The sequence below is a fragment of the Planctomycetia bacterium genome (assembly GCA_015075745.1).
Taxonomy (GTDB): domain Bacteria; phylum Planctomycetota; class Phycisphaerae; order UBA1845; family UTPLA1; genus UTPLA1.
This window is the reverse complement of sequence record JABTTW010000001.1, coordinates 2,229,489-2,246,384: the sequence shown is the minus strand read 5'-3', so window position 1 is coordinate 2,246,384 and position 16,896 is coordinate 2,229,489. Positions and strand designations below refer to the sequence as shown.

The window sequence follows — 16,896 nt, the reverse complement described above, 5'->3', positions numbered from 1 at the left end:
CCAAACGCCTTGAGCGTTCTTAATCATGGGGCCGATAAGAAACTGCCGGCCGTGTCGAACGATACTTGTCCGCGCGAAGAAAAATGGACCCCAAAGAGCAAACACCATCTCCTGACGATTCACCCATCTCGGTCGGCGCCGAGGAGTTGGAGCGCCTTCTGAATCAGGCCGAGTCCCTGGTCGCCGACATCTCGTCCGGAGTCGGCGTTGCCGACGAGCAGCGCGAGCCAAAAGAGCTTCATGCCACTCCGTTCCCCGACAAACCGGACGCCCTCGCCGCTTTGGAGGAGACCGCAGCCCACGTTGAAAAGCTGAAGCGACAGACGGGGGACGACTCCCATCTCGTGGAAGTCCCCGACGCGACCGTTGACGAGGAAAAGCCCTCAGATTCAGAGAAGGGCAATGAGCTGGTAATCAAGGGCGAAGGCAAGCTAACGGGCGGCGATGCACCGTCAACCAAAAAGCCGACACTCATCAAGGAAGAGTCGAACGAGCGATTCCCGGCAGACCGACCTTTAATCGAGCTCGCGGCGACCGCGGAGAAAAAGTCCGTTGCCCCTGCGAGGCAAAAGGCAAGAGCGACCATCGTTCTCGAACCGCCGGATTCCCCCGCCGCGAAAGTCTCCGATCAACCCAAGACTCCGGAGCAGGCCATCGGTACAACCGTGGACCAGCCCGCGCCAATCGTGGTCCGATCCGTCGGTTGGCGCAGATTTCCCAGGCTCATCTTCGGCATGACAAAGGCAATCGCCCTCGCTCCGGTGAAGGCGACAATTGCGGTGCTCGTACTTATCGACAAGCCCTTCGCCGGATTAAGCGCCACGACCAAGCTCGCTCTCGGCCTGATCGGCCTCATCTCTCTCATCATGGGTGTCGCGGCGATCTTCCTTCCAAAGCTTCTGCAATCGAACCCGTTCGAGCATGTCGGCCCCTACGCAAATTGAGCCAACGCTCAGCTCACAGGCGCGGGTAGCCACGGGCGCGCAACGAAGGCGGAAGCATCACTGCTCCTCAAATCTGTTTTCAAAATGAAATCAGCATGCGGTGGGGGGCCTACATACCGTAGGTCTTGGGATCGAAATCGGATTCGGAGAGCCCGGCACGCATCCGAATGTTTCGATACTCGTACTTGCCAAGCAAGTTGTGGGTTTCCTTGGCGTCATCCGAGTAGCAGTAAACGGCGACCGGAACGCGGTATTCCTTATCGATAAAAACTTCCGCCGTTCGGTCGGGATAAAGGCCATCGGGACCCGTGTAGGGAAGCGTGCGACGAACAACCCAGACGGGCCGTCCATCAAACCGCGTCTCGCCGCAATAGACGAGCTTCAAATCGCCGCTCTCGTGGGCGATCTCGCAATACTTGATGAGCAGGTCCAGCGCTCGCGTAAAGCCGAACTCATCAATGAAGCGCCGGGAAGTCTTTCTGGCCAGCTTGCCGTGAATCGGTTGCTTGAGACTTTTGACCAGCAATCGGGCGATGGGGCCGGGCTGGCACACAGCCAGGTCGCGTTCCTCGGGGCTGTCGGCGTCCTCGTCGATCCACCGGTCCTTCACATAAACCACCCGCTCGGCAAGGCCGGGATTGCGGCGCCATGTCAGAACGACGCTGTAAGGCTCCTGACGGAAAAGGACGTCAATCTCCTGTTCTTCGCTCATGCCGGAAGGGAGCAGCTCCTGCTTAACCATCGTGCACTTGTAATCCGGTACCTGCTTCGCGTGTTCCTGCCGGGAACGGATCAGCGCTTCCAGCGGCCGGGTGCGAATCAGCGTCTCAAATGGATCCTGGGTGATCGTCGCCGCCATGACAATGGGAGAGCGCGGACCAACCACGACCTCATTCTCCTCGGTCAGCGAGAATTGCAGGTACAGGATGCCTGCCAATGCAGCACCGACAACCAACTGAATTCGACGCTGCGTAAACTGCTTGGGATCTCTGGGCATGAAGCGCTTACCAGATACCTTTCATTGGCTCGAAGCGGATGCGGGCTGCCGCCTCGCACAGGGCCCACAGGCCCGGTCGTCCGAATCTGCGGACGACGCCTCTTTCATCATCATCGGTCCCGTGTCTTCCGGGCGTTAACCAAGTTCACCGCATTCCAACGGCGCAAACGGAACTCCCAGTGCTGCCGGGGGGCTTTCCCTTGCTCCCGGCGAAGAGGGTTGCACGGCCCCACGCCATGGCCAGCCGTCCTTGCGACCTTTACGGGTCCGGGCGGCAAATACAGACCTCTCCAATAAATAGCCTAGCCTAAGACCACTGACCGGTCAAATTGTTTATACGCCGCAACTGCGACTTGGGGTGCATATCTACCAATCTCTAATGAACTGCCAGAAAGAAGGTTACGAAGAGATTCTCCTCCCCCTTAAATGTTACGGCCGGTATAGCTCGTTGCGCTCAATATAGGACCTCACGGGCTCAGGAAGCAGGTATCGTGTGCTGCGCCCATCTCGGACTCGGGCGCGGATGTCTGTGGCGCTGATATCTATCCTCGGTGTCAGAATGCAGTCCTTCAAAAGCGCCGCGGCAGCGTCTGGACCAACTGCCGGCTCCAGAACGGAAGCCGCCGGCGGGCTCCACGACGGCCGGGTGGCGGTCACGATCCGCACGAACTGAACCAACTCACGCACCCGATACCACGTCGGCAGTTCCGGAAGCGTATCGCCGCCGATCAGCCAACAGAGTTTCACATTATCGCCAAGTAATTGTCGAAATTGCCCGACCGTGTCGAATGTATAGCTCGGACCCTCGCGGTGAAGCTCAATGTCGGATACGTCAAATAGCGAATCGCCGTCCACGGCCAGCTTTGCCATTGCCAGCCGGTGCTCCGGCGCCGTCTTAACCCCGCCCAGTTTGTGCGGCGGCCGTGCCGACGGAATCAGCACGATCCGCTCCAATCCAAGCTGCTCGGCAATGCTTCGCGCGGAGATGAGGTGGCCGAAGTGAATGGGATCGAAGCTCCCGCCAAAGAGGCCGACCGAAGTTGATGTCGGACGAGAATCCATCGTCTCACGCGCGCCTTTCCGTCATTCCACCCAATTCTACTGATTTTGTCGGTCCCAACATATTCTTCCAATGCGGCTGGTTTGACTACGTGTCACGGCTTGCGGGAGATCATGCCCGATTCGATAATGCCCCGGGTGTACACGCTGTTCTCCTGCTTACAAATTCTTGCTGCGTGTTCGTTTTGTTTTCTGCCTCCTCCGCCGTCACGCTCAGCCCAAGACGTCATTCTCAGGATGCCGCCCGAGGCCGTATTCAGGCAGGCGCTTGAGAACGCCGCTGACGGTCAGACCGTCACGATTGAGACGCCGCCCGAAGGCTGGACGATCCGCCTGTCCACGGCGCTGGCCGTTAAGAACGTCAATCGGTTTTCCCTCATCAGCAAGCCGGGCCCGACCTATCTGGTCGGCGATCAGCTTGCTTACATAAACTGCAGTTTAATTCGTCATGAGAACTTCGCCCATCGTCATCATGGCGGTGATGACTTCGCAACGATTGCCCGCGAGATCATGAAGTCGGACGGCATGGACGGTCGAGGTCTGGTGATCTCCGATTGCCAGGACGTGACGGTCTCGCGGTGCAGCTTCGCAATTTGCGCCGACGATATGGCCGGCTGCGGAGGCTTGAGCACCCGGCGCATTAACTACGAGCGCTGCTTGTTTTCAATGCCGGTAGGCGTCTATGGGCAGGGCCTTTTGATATGGACCAGTAAAGACCGAATAGCTCATATAGACAACCTGGCCCGGATCGACCGCTGCGTTTTTTCCAACGTGACCTACCGCACGCCGAAGCTTGAAGGCGGATTCTGTTTGGTTACGAACTGCGTCATTGCCGGGAATATGTATCCGATCGAGCTCAGAGAGCCTGACGTCGTCTTCGCGGGGTGCATGTTTGCGCCCGATCCCAGAATGGGTCGCAGGGTCATCGCGCATACGGCGAAGCCTGCGGATGTCAAACGACTGGGACTTTTCGGAAACTGGTATCGCGGGCTTGGCCCATCCAGCGAAAGAATCGACCATGTTCCAAATGATCAATGGTCAGTGTTGGTTGGCAGTGTCCGTGGGGTGATCGACAAGCAAAACGTCATGCCGCGAGCGGGTGAGACGCTTCGTGATGAATGGAATCTGAAAATGACACCGGAAATTGCGCGTAGCATCATCAATCAGGCCGGACCAAGTGTCACTGACGACATCGACCAGCTTGCCAAGAGCCTGGCGCTGCGTCACTGTGGTCTGGAGCAAAAACTGATGCCCACGCGGCGATAAAACGCCGACCCCTCGCTCATCCATAGCTGGCGTCAATCAGCGCGTCGATCCGCTTGCGTAAGGCGGCCGCTTCATCTCGAAGCGCGCCCGATCGTGTTCGCAGTGAATACCTTGCCACCGCATCCTTGATCCCCGGCAGGTTGATCGCCACGTTGAGCCGCGCGCCCTCCAGCGCCGCATGTGCCATCAACCCCGCGACGCCGGCGTCCGACAGACAATTCTTCTTGGACTTCTCCAGCCCGCTTACGGCCAGGCGCATGACGGCCACGGCCTGTTCCATGATCTCCAACGGAGATTGTGTCGCCGCGATCGCCGCCGATTCCTTTGCGGCTGCGTTCTCGGGGCTGTCGTCCGACAATTTCCACGAGGCGGCCAGTGCTTCAAATGCCAAGACGTCTTCGTCGATCAATTCGCCCAGGCGTGCGAGCAACCGGTCCGCCTCGCCGAGCGTATCATGAAGAGGACCCGGCGCGCCGTCCTTCTTGTCGTTGAGGCGCCCTATCATCCCACAGAGCGCCGCACCGACCGCCCCGACCAAGGCGCTGGCACTCCCTCCTCCGGGCGTGGCGGCTTTGGAACTGAGGGATTGAAGAAATCCTTTAACGGTCTGGTCAAGCTGAGTCACGATTCAGGCTCCGTATGGGCGGTAACGCAACCCCATGATATGCGATGATGATCGGATGCGAGCACCAAGCTGGCAATGGTGACGTATAAATCCCGCGGACGGGTCCAGAATCTGTTGTACGGGCCGGGCCACCAGGCGGTAGGATAGAAAAATCGCCTTGGAAATACATGCGCGGCAGCCCCGTTGAATCGATGGGCCGAAAATGGATAGCAATCACCTGTGTCGCTTCGTGATCCTGTGCATGGTCGGCGCCTGCGGAATCGTGGGTTTCGGCTGCCGTGCAAACGAGCGGATGCGAATTCCGCTTGACGCCGCACCTCGGCCCGCCGAAAGCCCCGGCCTTGCCGTAGCGCAAATGGTCCCGGAGAAGGCCGGAATCCTGGAGTGCTCGGGCCGCGTCGCCATCGTGACCGTCAAGACGGAGTCTGAGCCCTGCTGGTGTCGCACGTCTGAAGCGGAGCCATCGCCGCACGAGCTACCGAAGCAAGCGATATCAGCGATTGAGAAGTCTCGAGATTATCTGCGATCACGCTCGATGCTCCCCCCGCAGTGGAGAATGTGCGCAACACCCGTTGAAGACGGCGACCTGCACGTCACCTGTTGGCCCACGACTCGTTACCTGAATAGTCCCGTAACGCTTGTCATTCACAATGGCGAAGTCGTCGGACGGTACTACTCCGACACGAACGACCGAGAAAACTCCGACCTTGATTGATCGCCGCTTGGGCCCTGACTGGGCATCAGTGTCCGCATGAGCTTTTTGCTGCGCCGCGTGCTTTCCCTTAGGATGAACACAAATCATGCCCGTTAAAAGGTCGTCTCCAAGGTCTAGCCTCCCATGAAGTTACGTTGTCCGCGATGTCAAAAAAAGCTGACTATCCCCGACAAGTACGCGGGCAAGGCGATTCGCTGCCCCGCCTGCAGCCGGGCCTTTTCCGTTCCCAAGCTGACGGCCGGCACCGGCGCCGCGATGGAAGCATCAAAGCTGGACCTCGAAGGTCTCGCCGGCCTCGAACGCGCGTCAACAGAAATGGACGAGCGGGAATTGGCCGAAGCGAGCCGGATCGTCGCCGCCCAAAAAGAGGCCAAGAAAAAATCCAGTGCCAAGGTGCGGGTCTGCCCCAATTGCAATAAGCCCACCGAGGTAAAGGACCCCTACGCCGACATCCTCTGCTCCCATTGCTGGCAATCCATACCCGCTCTGGTCAAAGGAGAGACGCTCGTCAAGGTCAAGGCATCGCGCGGCGGTGCGGCCGCCTTCTATGGAGATTTTGCCACCGCCGTCACTTATCCGATTCCCGCGCTGGCCGGGCTCGGCTCTGCCGCGGGCATCGCCATCGCTGCGGCTCTCGCGCCAGTGGCAATCATGACCGCGTTGACTTATGTGATGGCACAGGGAAATGTCGGCCTGCCGGGCGCTGACCTGAAGGAGCAGGATTTGTCGGGAATCCAGTGGATCCTCGCGGCCATCTTCGGCCTGGAGGTGCTTTTCTACACCGCCGTGGCCCTGCACGCCTTTCTGGACACGATCCGCGCGACCGTCATCGGTACTCAGGCCCCGCCGAATCTAGGCTGGACTCCCGCTGCCTGGGGCAAGAGCTTCGTCGGATACTTCGTGCTCCTCTCCTACTATGCCGTGGCGACAACGGGAATTCTCTTCGTCACCTACCCCGGCGATCTCGTCGCCGAGATTCAAAAAGGCGAAGTCCTTGAGATATTCACCGCCGCCGGCACTCCCTTTTTCATCGGCATGCTGGTCATTTCCTTCGGCGTGCCGATGAACCTCCTGGGCTTCGGACTCGGTTCGGTGGGCCAGGCGATCAATCCGATAAGGGTGTTCAAGTCAATCGGCCGTACGCACGTTCACTACATCTTTCTTGTATTGCTCCTGTCGGTGTACGGCATCTTGTTCGCCTCGGCTTTTCTGGCGATCGTCTTCGACTGGTTCATTCCGCAGATCGGCGAGATGATGAAAGGGGCCGGCCAGGGCAACATGCTACAGGTTGCACTGGCGCTCGTGGCGTGGGGCGTCGTGATGGCGTTCTATTTCTACGGCAACTACGTCCTCGCCCGACTGCACGGGATTTTCGCACAGTCATTCCGCAAGGATCTCCTCTTCGGCACGATGTGACGACTGCGACCTCATCCGGCATCCCAATCAATCCCGCGGAGTTTGCGAAACCCTGCCGAACGCCATCGACCATCACGTCATCAAATTGATCGCTCGCGGCCCTTTCGGCGATCTATTGTCCGGATGAGGGATACATGAGCACGGCCTGAGACTTTTTGTCCCAGGTGAACCGCCTTCCATAGCATGGGCCGTATTAAGAGCTTGCGCTTCAAACATCGGATCTGTTTTCTGTCCGAGGTTGGGATGTTTCTTGACATCTCCATCTAGATGTATGAATATGTCAGCCCAGAGCGACCTTCCTTGTCGTCCTCCCGGCGGATGTGCCCGAGTGGAAGTCTGCTTCTCGCGATGTTCGGGCGGTCGGCGGATTCGTATTCAAACGATGTTTACCTTGTCAGGTGAGTCTCATTCATGTCAAAACTACTGCTCTCAACCGTCTGTCGTCCCTTCGGGGGGCCGGGCGAGGGGGATTCCGTCGGCGCCGAATTGTTCAATGCCCAGGTTACCCGTGCTCAGGGGCTTTTCAGCTTTCGGCAAGTCATTCGCTGTTGGGCGATCGACTACATCGCCGAAAACATCGCGGCGCCAGCAACCGTGCTGCACTATCCATCAGAACGTGAATTCATTCGCGAGCTAAGAGCGCACGCCTACGACTATGTCGGCATCAATTTCGTCGTGGCGACCTTCCATAAGGTGCGGCGCATGGTGGAACTGATCCGCAAACACGCCCCTGACACTAGCATCATCCTCGGCGGTTACGGCACAGTCCTCCCTGACGATTTGCTCAAGCCTTATTGCGACCACGTCTGCCGCGAGGAGGGGATCGGCTTCATGCGCCGTCTTCTGGGCGAGGCGGGCGATCAGCCCGTGTCGCATCCCTATGCGCCCATCCCGGCGGTGCGCGTTTTTTCGTTTCAGCCGTCGAACGTGGTCGGTCACCTGACGGCGGGGCTGGGATGTCCAAACGGTTGCGACTTCTGCTGCACATCGCATTTCTTCAAGCGGAAGTACGTTCCCTTCCTCAAATCCGGCCGCGATATCTACGAAGCGCTGCGCGGGATGCAGCGAACGGCGAGAGAAAAGGGCGACGACCTCCGAGGATTCATCTTCATCGACGAGGATTTCTTCCTCTTCAAGGAGCGGGCCCGTGAATTCCTGGAATGCGTGCGCGCCGGCGGCGAGCCCCTGAGCCTGATGGGATTCGGCAGCATACGCGGCCTCTCACAGTTCACGCCCGACGAGATCGCCGAGATGGGCTTCGACACGATCTGGACCGGCTTCGAGGGTGTCGAGTCCGGATTCGGCAAGCTCAAGGGGAGGCCCGTCGAAGAGATTTATGATTCACTGCGCTCGCGCGGCATCTCCATCCTGTCTTCCATGATCATTGGATTCCCTTATCAGGATCGCAAGCAGGTCATGCTCGAATTCGGGCGGCTCATGCAACTTCGCCCTGCCATGACGCAGATTCTCATTTACTTCGCCTTCCCGGGTACGCCGTTTCACGCACAGGTATTGGCGGAAGATCGCTATCTCCCGCAGTATCAGAAGGCGCCCGATCTTCGCCGCTGGGATGGATTCGCGATGCACTTCAAACATGCGAATTTCACGGCCCGGGAACTTGAGGGGCTTCAGCGTGAGCTTTACCGCAGGGAGTTCCAGACGCTTGGCCCTTCGATGATGCGCCTCGTCAGCGCCTGGTTCGAGGGCTATATGAGCCTCCGCGATTCGACGTCGCCACTCCTGCGTGCACGTGCAGAGCGGCTTTGGAACGGTGTCCGCGAGGCGCTCCCGACGCTCGTCCCTGCAATGCTCATGGGGCCGACCCGTGAGACCCGCGCGATGGCCCGCGATTTGTACAAACGTATCAACAAGGAAGCTAAACCGTCACGCCCCGTGCTCTGGCTTCAGGGTGGCGGCCTCCTGGGGCTCGCGTGCTGGACTTGGCTCACGCGAACGCTGGGCATTCTTCAACAGCCCGCGCTGCTAAGAATCGAGCATCGAACCCAGGCAGCCCCCGTCCCCGCGCCTCGAGTTTCCCGTTTGCAAGGGGGCTTTCACGCGAACCTGTTCGCTGCCGTGAAAGAAGACATGACGAACAAAGTGAAGAGTTTCGTCCGTCGCATATTCCCTAAAAGGGATCGATTCACCGCATCAACCATCACCCGCACGACGAACGACAACTTGGTCCAAATCGTCGTCCAGGCAAGCCCCGCCCCCGTGTTATAGGGGGGCTTCGGACAACCAGATCTGCCCTCGAAGAATATTTTCGCGGATGCCAGCGACGATGGGCAGTGGGCGCATCGTTACTGCAGCGAGCGTTGGGGTGTGCGCAGTTGCGCTCCTCCGGCGATAGCCGGGACCTAATTCGCCGTAGTCCAAGTCAATAGAGAGATTGAAAGCCACAATTGACCGCGGCCACATCAGGCCCCGAATTCTTCCGGGTCCTTGGCGAACGAGCGGGCCACCTCAATGGGTAGTTGGTTCGCGGTGACAAGTCGGCGAAGGTCAGCGTCCAGGCTGTACATGCCGTCCTTTCGACCGCTTTGAATGGCGGACTCCAAGTTTTCAATCTTGCCCTGGCGAATGGCGCTGCGGACCGGGAAATTCGAAAACATCACTTCCATCGCCAGCACGCGCCGGCCACCCGAACCGGTCTGGAGCAGATGTTGGGCGATGACATATCGCAGGCTCATCGAGAGCTGAGTACGGATGTCGTCGTGCTGCTCCGGCGGGAACAGATCCACGAGTCGCGTCACTGCACCCTTGGCGTCGGTGGTGTGCATGGTGGCGAAGATCAGGTGCCCGGTCTCGGCCGCCGAAAGGGCAAGCTGCGCCGTCTCGCGATCTCGAATCTCGCCGACGAGCAGCACGTCCGGGTCCTGCCGAAGGCCGTAACGCAGGCCGTCGAAGAAGCTGGAAATATCCGTCCCGACCTCGCGCTGGGTCACCACGCTGCCGTCGGTCTGCGGGTAAACATATTCGATGGGCTCTTCAATGGTGATGATGCGCGAGCCGCCGCGCTCGTTGATCAACTGAATCAGCGCCGCCAGCGTCGTCGTCTTGCCGCTGCCGGTGATTCCTGTGACGAGGACCAGGCCGTTGTTGAGCCGCGTGATCTTTTCCGCCAGCTCGATGGGAAAGCCAAGCTCGCCCAGCGAGGGTATCTTCTCCGGAATGGCGCGGAAACAGGCGCCGAAGTCGCCGCGACTGGCGAACACGTTGACGCGAAAGCGCGAAAGGCCGCTCGGACCGGGCAGCGAGAGTGCGAAATCGAGATCGTTGGTATTGCCCAGCCGGTCCGCTGTTTCAGAAGATGAAACGGCACGAACGGCCTCCAGCGCGCTACCTGGCGCGAGAACTGTCTCGCCCGCGGGGCGCAGGTCGCCATGCACGCGGTACATGGGACGATAGCCAGGCACGAGGTGAAGGTCCGACGCCTCGGCATCGTGCATGCAGTGGAGGAGTTCCATAATGTTCGTCGGCATGGAAGCTGAGTTCACGCGGTCACTCCTCAGGAAATCGCTTGCCCTTATTGGGATACTCTCCGGCGAAGGACTGCTTGATGCAAGCCCCCTATGCACGTTTTACGCACTGATTGGCAATTGATTGCAGATTGCCTGCGACGTGCTTCGCGACGGCGCGACAGCGATCATGGTAGGAGCAAATCGACAAACCCGGCAATGTCACTGCCGTCAACAGTCGTATCCATGTTGATATCCGCGTTGTTGATCGAGCACAGCGGCTGCTGCCCCGCATAGGCCGCCGCGTCGACCAGGGCCAGGACGAAGGGCACCACGTCGTCAAAGCTCACGGCGCAGTCGCAGTTCATGTCGCCGAGATTGTTCGTCGGCGCGACGATATCCACGCGCACCGATGTCGCCAGGACGTTGACGGCAACACCGAAACCGCCTGGGCATGGGACGACAACGTTCGCGAATGTGTCCGTGCGCGATGGATAGGTCATAACGGTGAAAGTCTGCCCGATCGTCGGTGTGTAGCCGTTGATAAAGCCGATGGTTAGTGTACCGCCCAGGGTTGCCGCGCTGCTGACGGCGAGTCGATCGTGCTGGGTGCCGGGCATCGGTCCGCCGATCTCGATCGCCAGCGTTCCGGTCGATTGCTGCGTGTATGTCCCGCTGATGCTGAGCTGACCGGCCGATGTGCCGGGTGCCGTCGTGCCGCTGACAGTGACGGGACCCGTGACGGTACCGCTGCCCGAGAGTGAGCCGCCTTGAATCTGGATCGGCCCTGTCGCGCTGAGCGAGCCGTTGACGATCGTCGAGCCCGCCGTCTGGGTGAAGGCGCCGGATCGAGACAGGTTTGCGCCGGGATCGACGATGACGCTGCCCGACGTGGTGAACGGCCCTGCGCCGATGGTCATGGCTGCGGCGTTGGTTGCTTTCAGCGTCCCCTGGTTGTTAAGACCGACGGCGCCGTCGGGATTCACGCCGAGGCCGACGGATTGATTCGCGATGATGCTGCCCTGATTGATGATCGGCGTTATGCCCACCCCGATGTTGCCCGAGCCTGAGATCGTGTTGTCGACGTTGATGAGCGAACCGCCCGAGACGCCGAAGATGCGATTGGTCGCCAGGTTCGACGTGGTCACCTGCCCGCCGCCGGTGAGCACGACCGGCCCGTTGTGCAGCTCAAAGTCCGTCACGCTGGCGATCGAGGCGAGGTGTATCGTGCCTGAATTCTCAATTGCACTGAGGAAGATGACATCCGCATCATTTTGAAACTCAATGACGCCCGAGTTGGTCGGAATGTTGACCGTCCCGTCGAATGTCGCCGTCGTGGTGACGCGGATGAGGCCGGTGCCGCCGGTGGTCAGCTCACCGCCGGAAATGGTTGCTCCCGCAAGCGTGACGAGGGAGGCGTTTTGCGCCTCGATGAGGCCGCCCAGATTGTCGAACGCACCGTTGACGAGACTCAAGGTGCCGCCGCTGCTCGCACCCAGGACGCCGGAATTGACGAAGGGGCTTGCCGCCGGATCAATCGTCAGCGCGACCGACTGGTCCGCAATAATCTCTCCCTGATTAGTCATGTTCAACGTATTGGAGCCGATCGCCCCGGAGCCGCGGATCGTGTTATCCTCGTTGATCAGCGAGCCGCCGGTAACGCCGATGATTCGGGCAGCGCTCGAGTTGGCCATGTTGATGATTCCGCCGCCGGAAAGCGTCACCACGCCGTCAGCCGCCTGAACATCCGTGAACGAGCCGGTGGCGTTGAGATTGAGCGACCCGCCGTTCTGAATGGACCCACGGAGGATGATGTCAACGCTATTAGGCATCTCGACGGCGCATGCGATGGAAAGGGGGCTCACATCTCCGTTCAAGCTCGAATTGGCGATCACGCGAACCACGCCGCCATCAACGGCTTGCAGCGATCCACCGCTGATCGTCGCGCCGCTTAGTTCGACGAGCGAGCCCGCCCGCGACTCGATGAGCCCGGCCTCATTGGCAAAGAGCCCGCCGCTCAATCGCAGCGTGCCGCCGCCCTGTGCTGCAAGCGTTCCGAGGTTGGTGAAAGTTGCCGCTGGATCAATCGTCAGCGCGCTCGGCTGGTCCGCGATCACATCCGCCTGGTTGGTCATGTCCATCGTGTTGGCACAAACCTGACCGGCTCCGCGAATGGTGTTGTCGACGTTGACGAGCGAACCACCGCCGGCGCCGACGATGCGGTTGCTGGCGTTGTCGCCCATGACCACTTCGCCCCCTCCGGTCAGATTGACGACTCCGCCATCGGCCGCCAGATCGGTCGCGAATCCTGAAGAAACAAGCGAGATGTCGCCCGCGTTTTGAAAGGTCGTACCGACGAGTCGAATACTCGCGCCATTCGTCACTTCGATGTTGCCGAGATTCGTGACCGGCGTGACGCCTTGCGCCAGAACGTTGGTTGAACTGGCGACGGCGCGAACGAGCCCCGAACCGGTGGTGGAGATCGTGCCGCCGGTGACCGTCGCCGTCGTCAGATCGACCCGCGACGCGTTCAACGCCTCGATGAGCCCACCGTCGTTTGCGAACGAGCCCTGTTGAAGTCGGAGGGTCGCTCCGTTGGCGGCGCGCAGCGTGCCGGTGTTCACAAACGGACTAACGGCTGGATCAATGATAATCCCTGCCGCCTCGTCGGCCTGAATCGTCCAAGCGTTGAAAAAGTCGGTGACGCCTACGCCAATCAAGCCCGCGCCCTGAATGAAATTGTCCAAATTCACAAACGAGCCGCCGGACGTTCCGATGAGGCGGTTGTTGATGTTCCCCGACATCATCAGGGTTCCGCCCCCGGAGAAGGTCACGGGCCCGGCACTTGCGGTAATGCCGGACAAACTTCCAGTCGAGTTAAGCATGATGTGGCCGGAATTGAGAATGGTGCCTCGGCCGATGCCGCCGACAACTGTCAGAATGCGCGAGTTGTCGATCATCAGCGTGTCGCCGAGGTCGAGCGTCAGGTTATCGATGGCGGCGCTGAGATTGAGCGAGACGATCGACAAATTGCCGGTATCAGAGTTGTCGATCAGAACATTGTACGTATCCATCGCGCTGTTCGTCGGAATCGTCGCCGGGCTCCAGTTGCCTGACAGATGCCAGATGCCAGCGCCGCCGGACCAGACTGAGTCAATCTGCGCGGAGTGTGCGCGGGCAGGCCCGATCGCGAGCATGATCAACGCCGCAAGGCAGCAACCACGCGGCAAGTTGAATTGCAGGATGCATCGACGAAGGTGCATGACTTGATGACCCGTTGGGACCCAGGTTTGGCAGGGCCATTGCGACCCCATCGGCAATGGCGGTGGGCACAGTCGTTGGTTCAGAATAGCACGGCGACGCCCTGCGATTCAAGCCGTGGAGGATCGAAGTACCGCGTCCGCTGCGACCAGACCGTTTCCCTTCGAGCAAAAGCCTATTCGTCGTCAGCGTCGAGGGCCTCCTGGTGGCGGTCGATGATCGCCTGATCGTTGCGACAGGCGAAGGTCGACGCGGATGCGGAAAAGATAGTGGCTGCCAGCAGTGCGACTCGGGCAAATCGGGCAATGGGAGACATGGAAAATAGAGAAGCCCGGAGCGTCGTCGCCCCGGGCTTTTGATGTTTACAAGCTTGTCTGATGTACATGCCGTCTAGTCGCTTACTCGACAATCATCGTACCTTGATCGACGTCGCGCGGCTCGGACTCAGTCTGCGACTGGGTCTCTTGCGAAACCGTGTGCTCGTCCTCGGCGCAGCCACTGACGACGTAAGCCGACGCAAAAACAAACATAACGCTGAGCATTTTCCGAAGCATGTTGCATCCTTTCATATAGGCGGTCCGCGCCGACAGACCATCGCCGTCGGCGCGGACCGTTGATTTCAAATGATTACATTCGCTTGACGCGGATGTACGTGTGAATGATCTCCCAAATCTGCATGGCAGGCATCTCCACGACGACGGTCGCCGTGCCCTCACTGTCATACTTGGTCGACTTCACATAGGCGCCCTGGATGTAGCCCATCAACTGGGTGTTGATCTCATCGCGCTCGGTGACGAAGTCGCGCACCGTCGTGCTGGAGTCGATCTGGAAGCCCATGACCTCTTCGGCGAGGCGGCGCTTGGCGTCCAGCTCGGCAGCGCGTGCGGCCATCAACTTGCCCTGAGGCGTGCCGGCCTTGTCGCCGGGCGGGACACCGTTGCCCTCAGCGCGAATGGGCATGGCCGCCCAATCGGGGATATCCATCTTCGTCGCAGCCACGACCACCTTGATGGCCTGCGGCCGGGGGACGCCCATGCCGACGGCCTCAAATGTCTGGCTCTTGAGCGTCTGGGTGATGTTTTCGATATCCATGCCGGTGACGCGGTCGCCCTTGTAGTGACGCTTGTGGAGGGTCTTGATGGTGGTAATGACCGACTCAATCGGCACCTGCACGGTGACCTCGACGATGAGATCGTCATCGTGGAAGTAGGGCCTGCCGACGATCTGCGAACCGACCAGGGTGCCCTGGGCCTCGGTGTCGATCACGTCGGACTCGGCCACGAAGTCGCGCACGCGGGTCTCGCTGTTGACGCGAAGACCCTTGATGCGCTCCAGTAGCTTGCGCTTGGCGTCCACTTCGGCGGCGCGCTGGGCCATCAGTCGCTCCTGAGCGGGGACAGCCTTCCACAAGGCGGGAATGACCGGATCCGGAGCCGTGATGCCCGTGGGCATGGCAATGTCACCGCCGGGCACATCGGGAGGAAGGTCGGGTCGCGGAGCGCCCATGCCGACCGCCTTGATCACACTCTTCTGCACGTGGCGGGTGATCTGCTCGAAGTCCGAGCTCTTCAGCGTGTTTCCCTTGTAGTGTCGCTTGTGAATCGACTTGAGTTCTTCGATGACCTTGGCGACCGTTACTTCGGCCTCGATCATGCACACTCCCTCGGAGTCCCACTGCGGCTTGCCGAAGCGCACGCCGCGAACGAAACCGTCAAACTCGGTGCGAATCGTGTCGGATTCCGCGACGAAATCGCGGACGTAGGTCTCCGAGGTGATCTGTAGTCCCTGAATCGTCTCGCCGAGCTTGCGATAGGCGTCCGCCTCGGCGGCGCGCTTGGCGAGCAGCTTGTTCTGGGCATCCTTCTGCGCGTCCTGGGCGAATGCGATGGTCGGAATCGCCATCGCCATGGCGGCAAAAAGCAGGATGTGTTTTTTCGATGATGTCATCGTAAATCCTCCAAATGTGTTGACTGCCTCGACACTTTCATTATGACGAATGCATCATCAGCCCATTCGGCCGATGCGCGCAACGGCGGCGTTGTAATTCGCGTTTTCGGTGTCCAGCGACTGGGCCAGCTTGTAGTACTTTCTGGCCTCGTCGTAGCGCTTGAGCTTCTCGCAGGCCACGCCCGCGCCGAAAAGCGACTCGTCGTCGTTTTGGTCCTCGCTGATCGCGGCCTTGAACTTGGCCAGGGCTGACTCATATTCGTCCATCACCAAAGAGCGAACGCCGGCGATGCTGTTCTCATTCTTGGACGGCTCAACCGTGACCTCGGTAAACGTCTCGACCGGCACGAACTTGGCGAGAAAGTCCTGGGCGTGCTTCTCGATCATCGCCCCGATGACCTTGTCGCGCGGGGACATGTCGGCCTCGGTCTTGCTGGAGCCGAAGAAGAAGCTCGATGACGTCTTGGCATATTCCTGCGAGGGCATGGCGCTATGCGATACGACGATGTCGTTCGTCGCGGGATCCTTGAGCTGGAACTGGCAGGTGACGGTGATGTTGCGGGCCTCCTCATCGACCTCTTCGGTGCTGATGCCGCCACCCCCGCCCCAGGCACTGGCGAAGACGCTCATGGCATCAATGCTGCGCTGCTTGCCGACCTGCTTGTCAATCTTGACCGTGACCTTGCTTGTGAGAATGGCGCTGGCCCCCTTGACCTGCGATGCGGCTACTTCGTCTCCGCTGTCGGTAATGCCCGCCGCGGCGAGGTCTTTTTCGCCCATGGCGATCTTCAGATGCTCGCGATCGACCAGCTTGATGGGAATGTTGTACTTTTCCGAGGCCTGCTCGAGATAGTGCTGCATCATGTCGGCCGTCATGCCGGCCCATTTCGTCTGATCGACCTCGTCGCTGCTGCCTTCCATATTGGCGTTCATCACCGCAATCTGCATGTACTGGGAGCTGAGGGGCGACTTCGGCTCAATAAACTGGCTGAAGGCCACCGTAGCCTTCGGGGTCTTCGGACCACAACCAACTGCCAGCACCCCTACCAGACACATTCCGACTAGCCCTGCGGCTCGCTTCATCGCAAATACTCCTTGCAAGAGACAACAATTCCCGATTGATGGTTAGGACCGGACTCAGTTTTCCGGGCAATTCGGTGAAGATGCCGGACGACTGACCCATGCGAGGGGGGTCGGCGGACCGG

At 59.9% G+C, this 16,896-nt stretch carries 14 protein-coding genes; 5 read left to right on the top strand and 9 right to left on the bottom strand.

The window, feature by feature from the left end; translation table 11 throughout:
* The first annotated feature begins 83 nt into the window (after window positions 1–83).
* Window positions 84–944: a hypothetical protein gene (locus tag HS101_08820; protein ID MBE7506372.1), complete on the top strand. Its 861-nt coding sequence runs from the start codon at window positions 84–86 to the stop codon at window positions 942–944.
* A 109-nt stretch (window positions 945–1,053) separates the two neighbouring features.
* Here HS101_08820 and HS101_08815 read toward each other — a convergent pair whose 3' ends face one another.
* Window positions 1,054–1,941 (bottom strand): DUF1571 domain-containing protein, encoded by an 888-nt coding sequence (locus HS101_08815; protein ID MBE7506371.1) that lies wholly within the window; start codon window positions 1,939–1,941, stop codon window positions 1,054–1,056.
* A 429-nt stretch (window positions 1,942–2,370) separates the two neighbouring features.
* Window positions 2,371–3,003, bottom strand: coding sequence for a nicotinate (nicotinamide) nucleotide adenylyltransferase (gene nadD / locus HS101_08810; GenBank protein ID MBE7506370.1), 633 nt, complete (start codon window positions 3,001–3,003; stop codon window positions 2,371–2,373).
* Between the two features lie 234 nt (window positions 3,004–3,237).
* Between nadD and HS101_08805 the strand changes: the two genes are divergently transcribed.
* Window positions 3,238–4,266 carry a hypothetical protein gene (locus HS101_08805; protein MBE7506369.1) on the top strand — a complete coding sequence of 343 codons (1,029 nt, stop codon included), beginning with the start codon at window positions 3,238–3,240 and terminating at the stop codon, window positions 4,264–4,266.
* A gap of 16 nt (window positions 4,267–4,282) precedes the next feature.
* On the opposite strand, the gene HS101_08800 is transcribed toward HS101_08805, so the two are convergent.
* A complete protein-coding gene (locus tag HS101_08800; GenBank protein MBE7506368.1) occupies window positions 4,283–4,891 on the bottom strand; it encodes a cyclodeaminase/cyclohydrolase family protein in 609 nt (202 codons plus the stop codon).
* A gap of 202 nt (window positions 4,892–5,093) precedes the next feature.
* Here HS101_08800 and HS101_08795 point away from each other — a divergent pair, with 202 nt between their 5' ends.
* The 3 genes from HS101_08795 (at window position 5,094) to HS101_08785 (ending at window position 9,248) form a co-directional block, all read left to right on the top strand.
* Complete coding sequence (locus HS101_08795) at window positions 5,094–5,606, top strand: hypothetical protein (protein MBE7506367.1); 513 nt, start codon at window positions 5,094–5,096, stop codon at window positions 5,604–5,606.
* Window positions 5,607–5,729: 123 nt separating this feature from the next.
* Window positions 5,730–7,022 (top strand): hypothetical protein, encoded by a 1,293-nt coding sequence (locus tag HS101_08790; protein MBE7506366.1) that lies wholly within the window; start codon window positions 5,730–5,732, stop codon window positions 7,020–7,022.
* 411 nt (window positions 7,023–7,433) lie between these two features.
* The gene (locus tag HS101_08785) at window positions 7,434–9,248 is read left to right on the top strand and encodes a cobalamin B12-binding domain-containing protein (protein ID MBE7506365.1); all 1,815 of its coding nucleotides are present in this window, start codon (window positions 7,434–7,436) and stop codon (window positions 9,246–9,248) included.
* Between the two features lie 194 nt (window positions 9,249–9,442).
* On the opposite strand, the gene HS101_08780 is transcribed toward HS101_08785, so the two are convergent.
* The 6 genes from HS101_08780 to HS101_08755 all read right to left on the bottom strand — a co-directional run bounded on the left by HS101_08780 (window position 9,443) and on the right by HS101_08755 (window position 16,774).
* On the bottom strand, window positions 9,443–10,522 hold the full coding sequence (locus HS101_08780) for a PilT/PilU family type 4a pilus ATPase (protein ID MBE7506364.1): 1,080 nt from the start codon (window positions 10,520–10,522) through the stop codon (window positions 9,443–9,445).
* A gap of 149 nt (window positions 10,523–10,671) precedes the next feature.
* Complete coding sequence (locus HS101_08775) at window positions 10,672–13,746, bottom strand: hypothetical protein (protein ID MBE7506363.1); 3,075 nt, start codon at window positions 13,744–13,746, stop codon at window positions 10,672–10,674.
* Window positions 13,747–13,919: 173 nt separating this feature from the next.
* Window positions 13,920–14,060 (bottom strand): hypothetical protein, encoded by a 141-nt coding sequence (locus HS101_08770; GenBank protein ID MBE7506362.1) that lies wholly within the window; start codon window positions 14,058–14,060, stop codon window positions 13,920–13,922.
* Window positions 14,061–14,142: 82 nt separating this feature from the next.
* A complete protein-coding gene (locus HS101_08765) occupies window positions 14,143–14,367 on the bottom strand; it encodes a hypothetical protein (protein ID MBE7506361.1) in 225 nt (74 codons plus the stop codon).
* Window positions 14,368–14,371: 4 nt separating this feature from the next.
* Window positions 14,372–15,691, bottom strand: a complete 1,320-nt coding sequence (locus tag HS101_08760; GenBank protein ID MBE7506360.1) for a hypothetical protein — start codon at window positions 15,689–15,691, stop codon at window positions 14,372–14,374.
* Window positions 15,692–15,748: 57 nt separating this feature from the next.
* Entirely contained in the window at window positions 15,749–16,774 is a 1,026-nt protein-coding gene (locus tag HS101_08755; protein ID MBE7506359.1) for a tetratricopeptide repeat protein, read from the bottom strand.
* Window positions 16,775–16,896: the final 122 nt, after the last annotated feature.

Excerpts from the sequence above, each read along its gene's own strand:
- HS101_08775 (MBE7506363.1), bottom strand. The coding sequence starts at position 13,746 with ATGCACCTTCGTCGATGCATCCTGCAATTCAACTTGCCGCGTGGTTGC.
- HS101_08760 (MBE7506360.1), bottom strand. The coding sequence starts at position 15,691 with ATGACATCATCGAAAAAACACATCCTGCTTTTTGCCGCCATGGCGATG.
- HS101_08785 (MBE7506365.1), top strand. The coding sequence starts at position 7,434 with ATGTCAAAACTACTGCTCTCAACCGTCTGTCGTCCCTTCGGGGGGCCG.
- HS101_08770 (MBE7506362.1), bottom strand. The coding sequence starts at position 14,060 with ATGTCTCCCATTGCCCGATTTGCCCGAGTCGCACTGCTGGCAGCCACT.
- HS101_08820 (MBE7506372.1), top strand. The coding sequence starts at position 84 with ATGGACCCCAAAGAGCAAACACCATCTCCTGACGATTCACCCATCTCG.
- HS101_08805 (MBE7506369.1), top strand. The coding sequence starts at position 3,238 with ATGCCGCCCGAGGCCGTATTCAGGCAGGCGCTTGAGAACGCCGCTGAC.
- HS101_08755 (MBE7506359.1), bottom strand. The coding sequence starts at position 16,774 with ATGAAGCGAGCCGCAGGGCTAGTCGGAATGTGTCTGGTAGGGGTGCTG.
- HS101_08815 (MBE7506371.1), bottom strand. The coding sequence starts at position 1,941 with ATGCCCAGAGATCCCAAGCAGTTTACGCAGCGTCGAATTCAGTTGGTT.
- HS101_08795 (MBE7506367.1), top strand. The coding sequence starts at position 5,094 with ATGGATAGCAATCACCTGTGTCGCTTCGTGATCCTGTGCATGGTCGGC.
- HS101_08790 (MBE7506366.1), top strand. The coding sequence starts at position 5,730 with ATGAAGTTACGTTGTCCGCGATGTCAAAAAAAGCTGACTATCCCCGAC.
- nadD (MBE7506370.1), bottom strand. The coding sequence starts at position 3,003 with ATGGATTCTCGTCCGACATCAACTTCGGTCGGCCTCTTTGGCGGGAGC.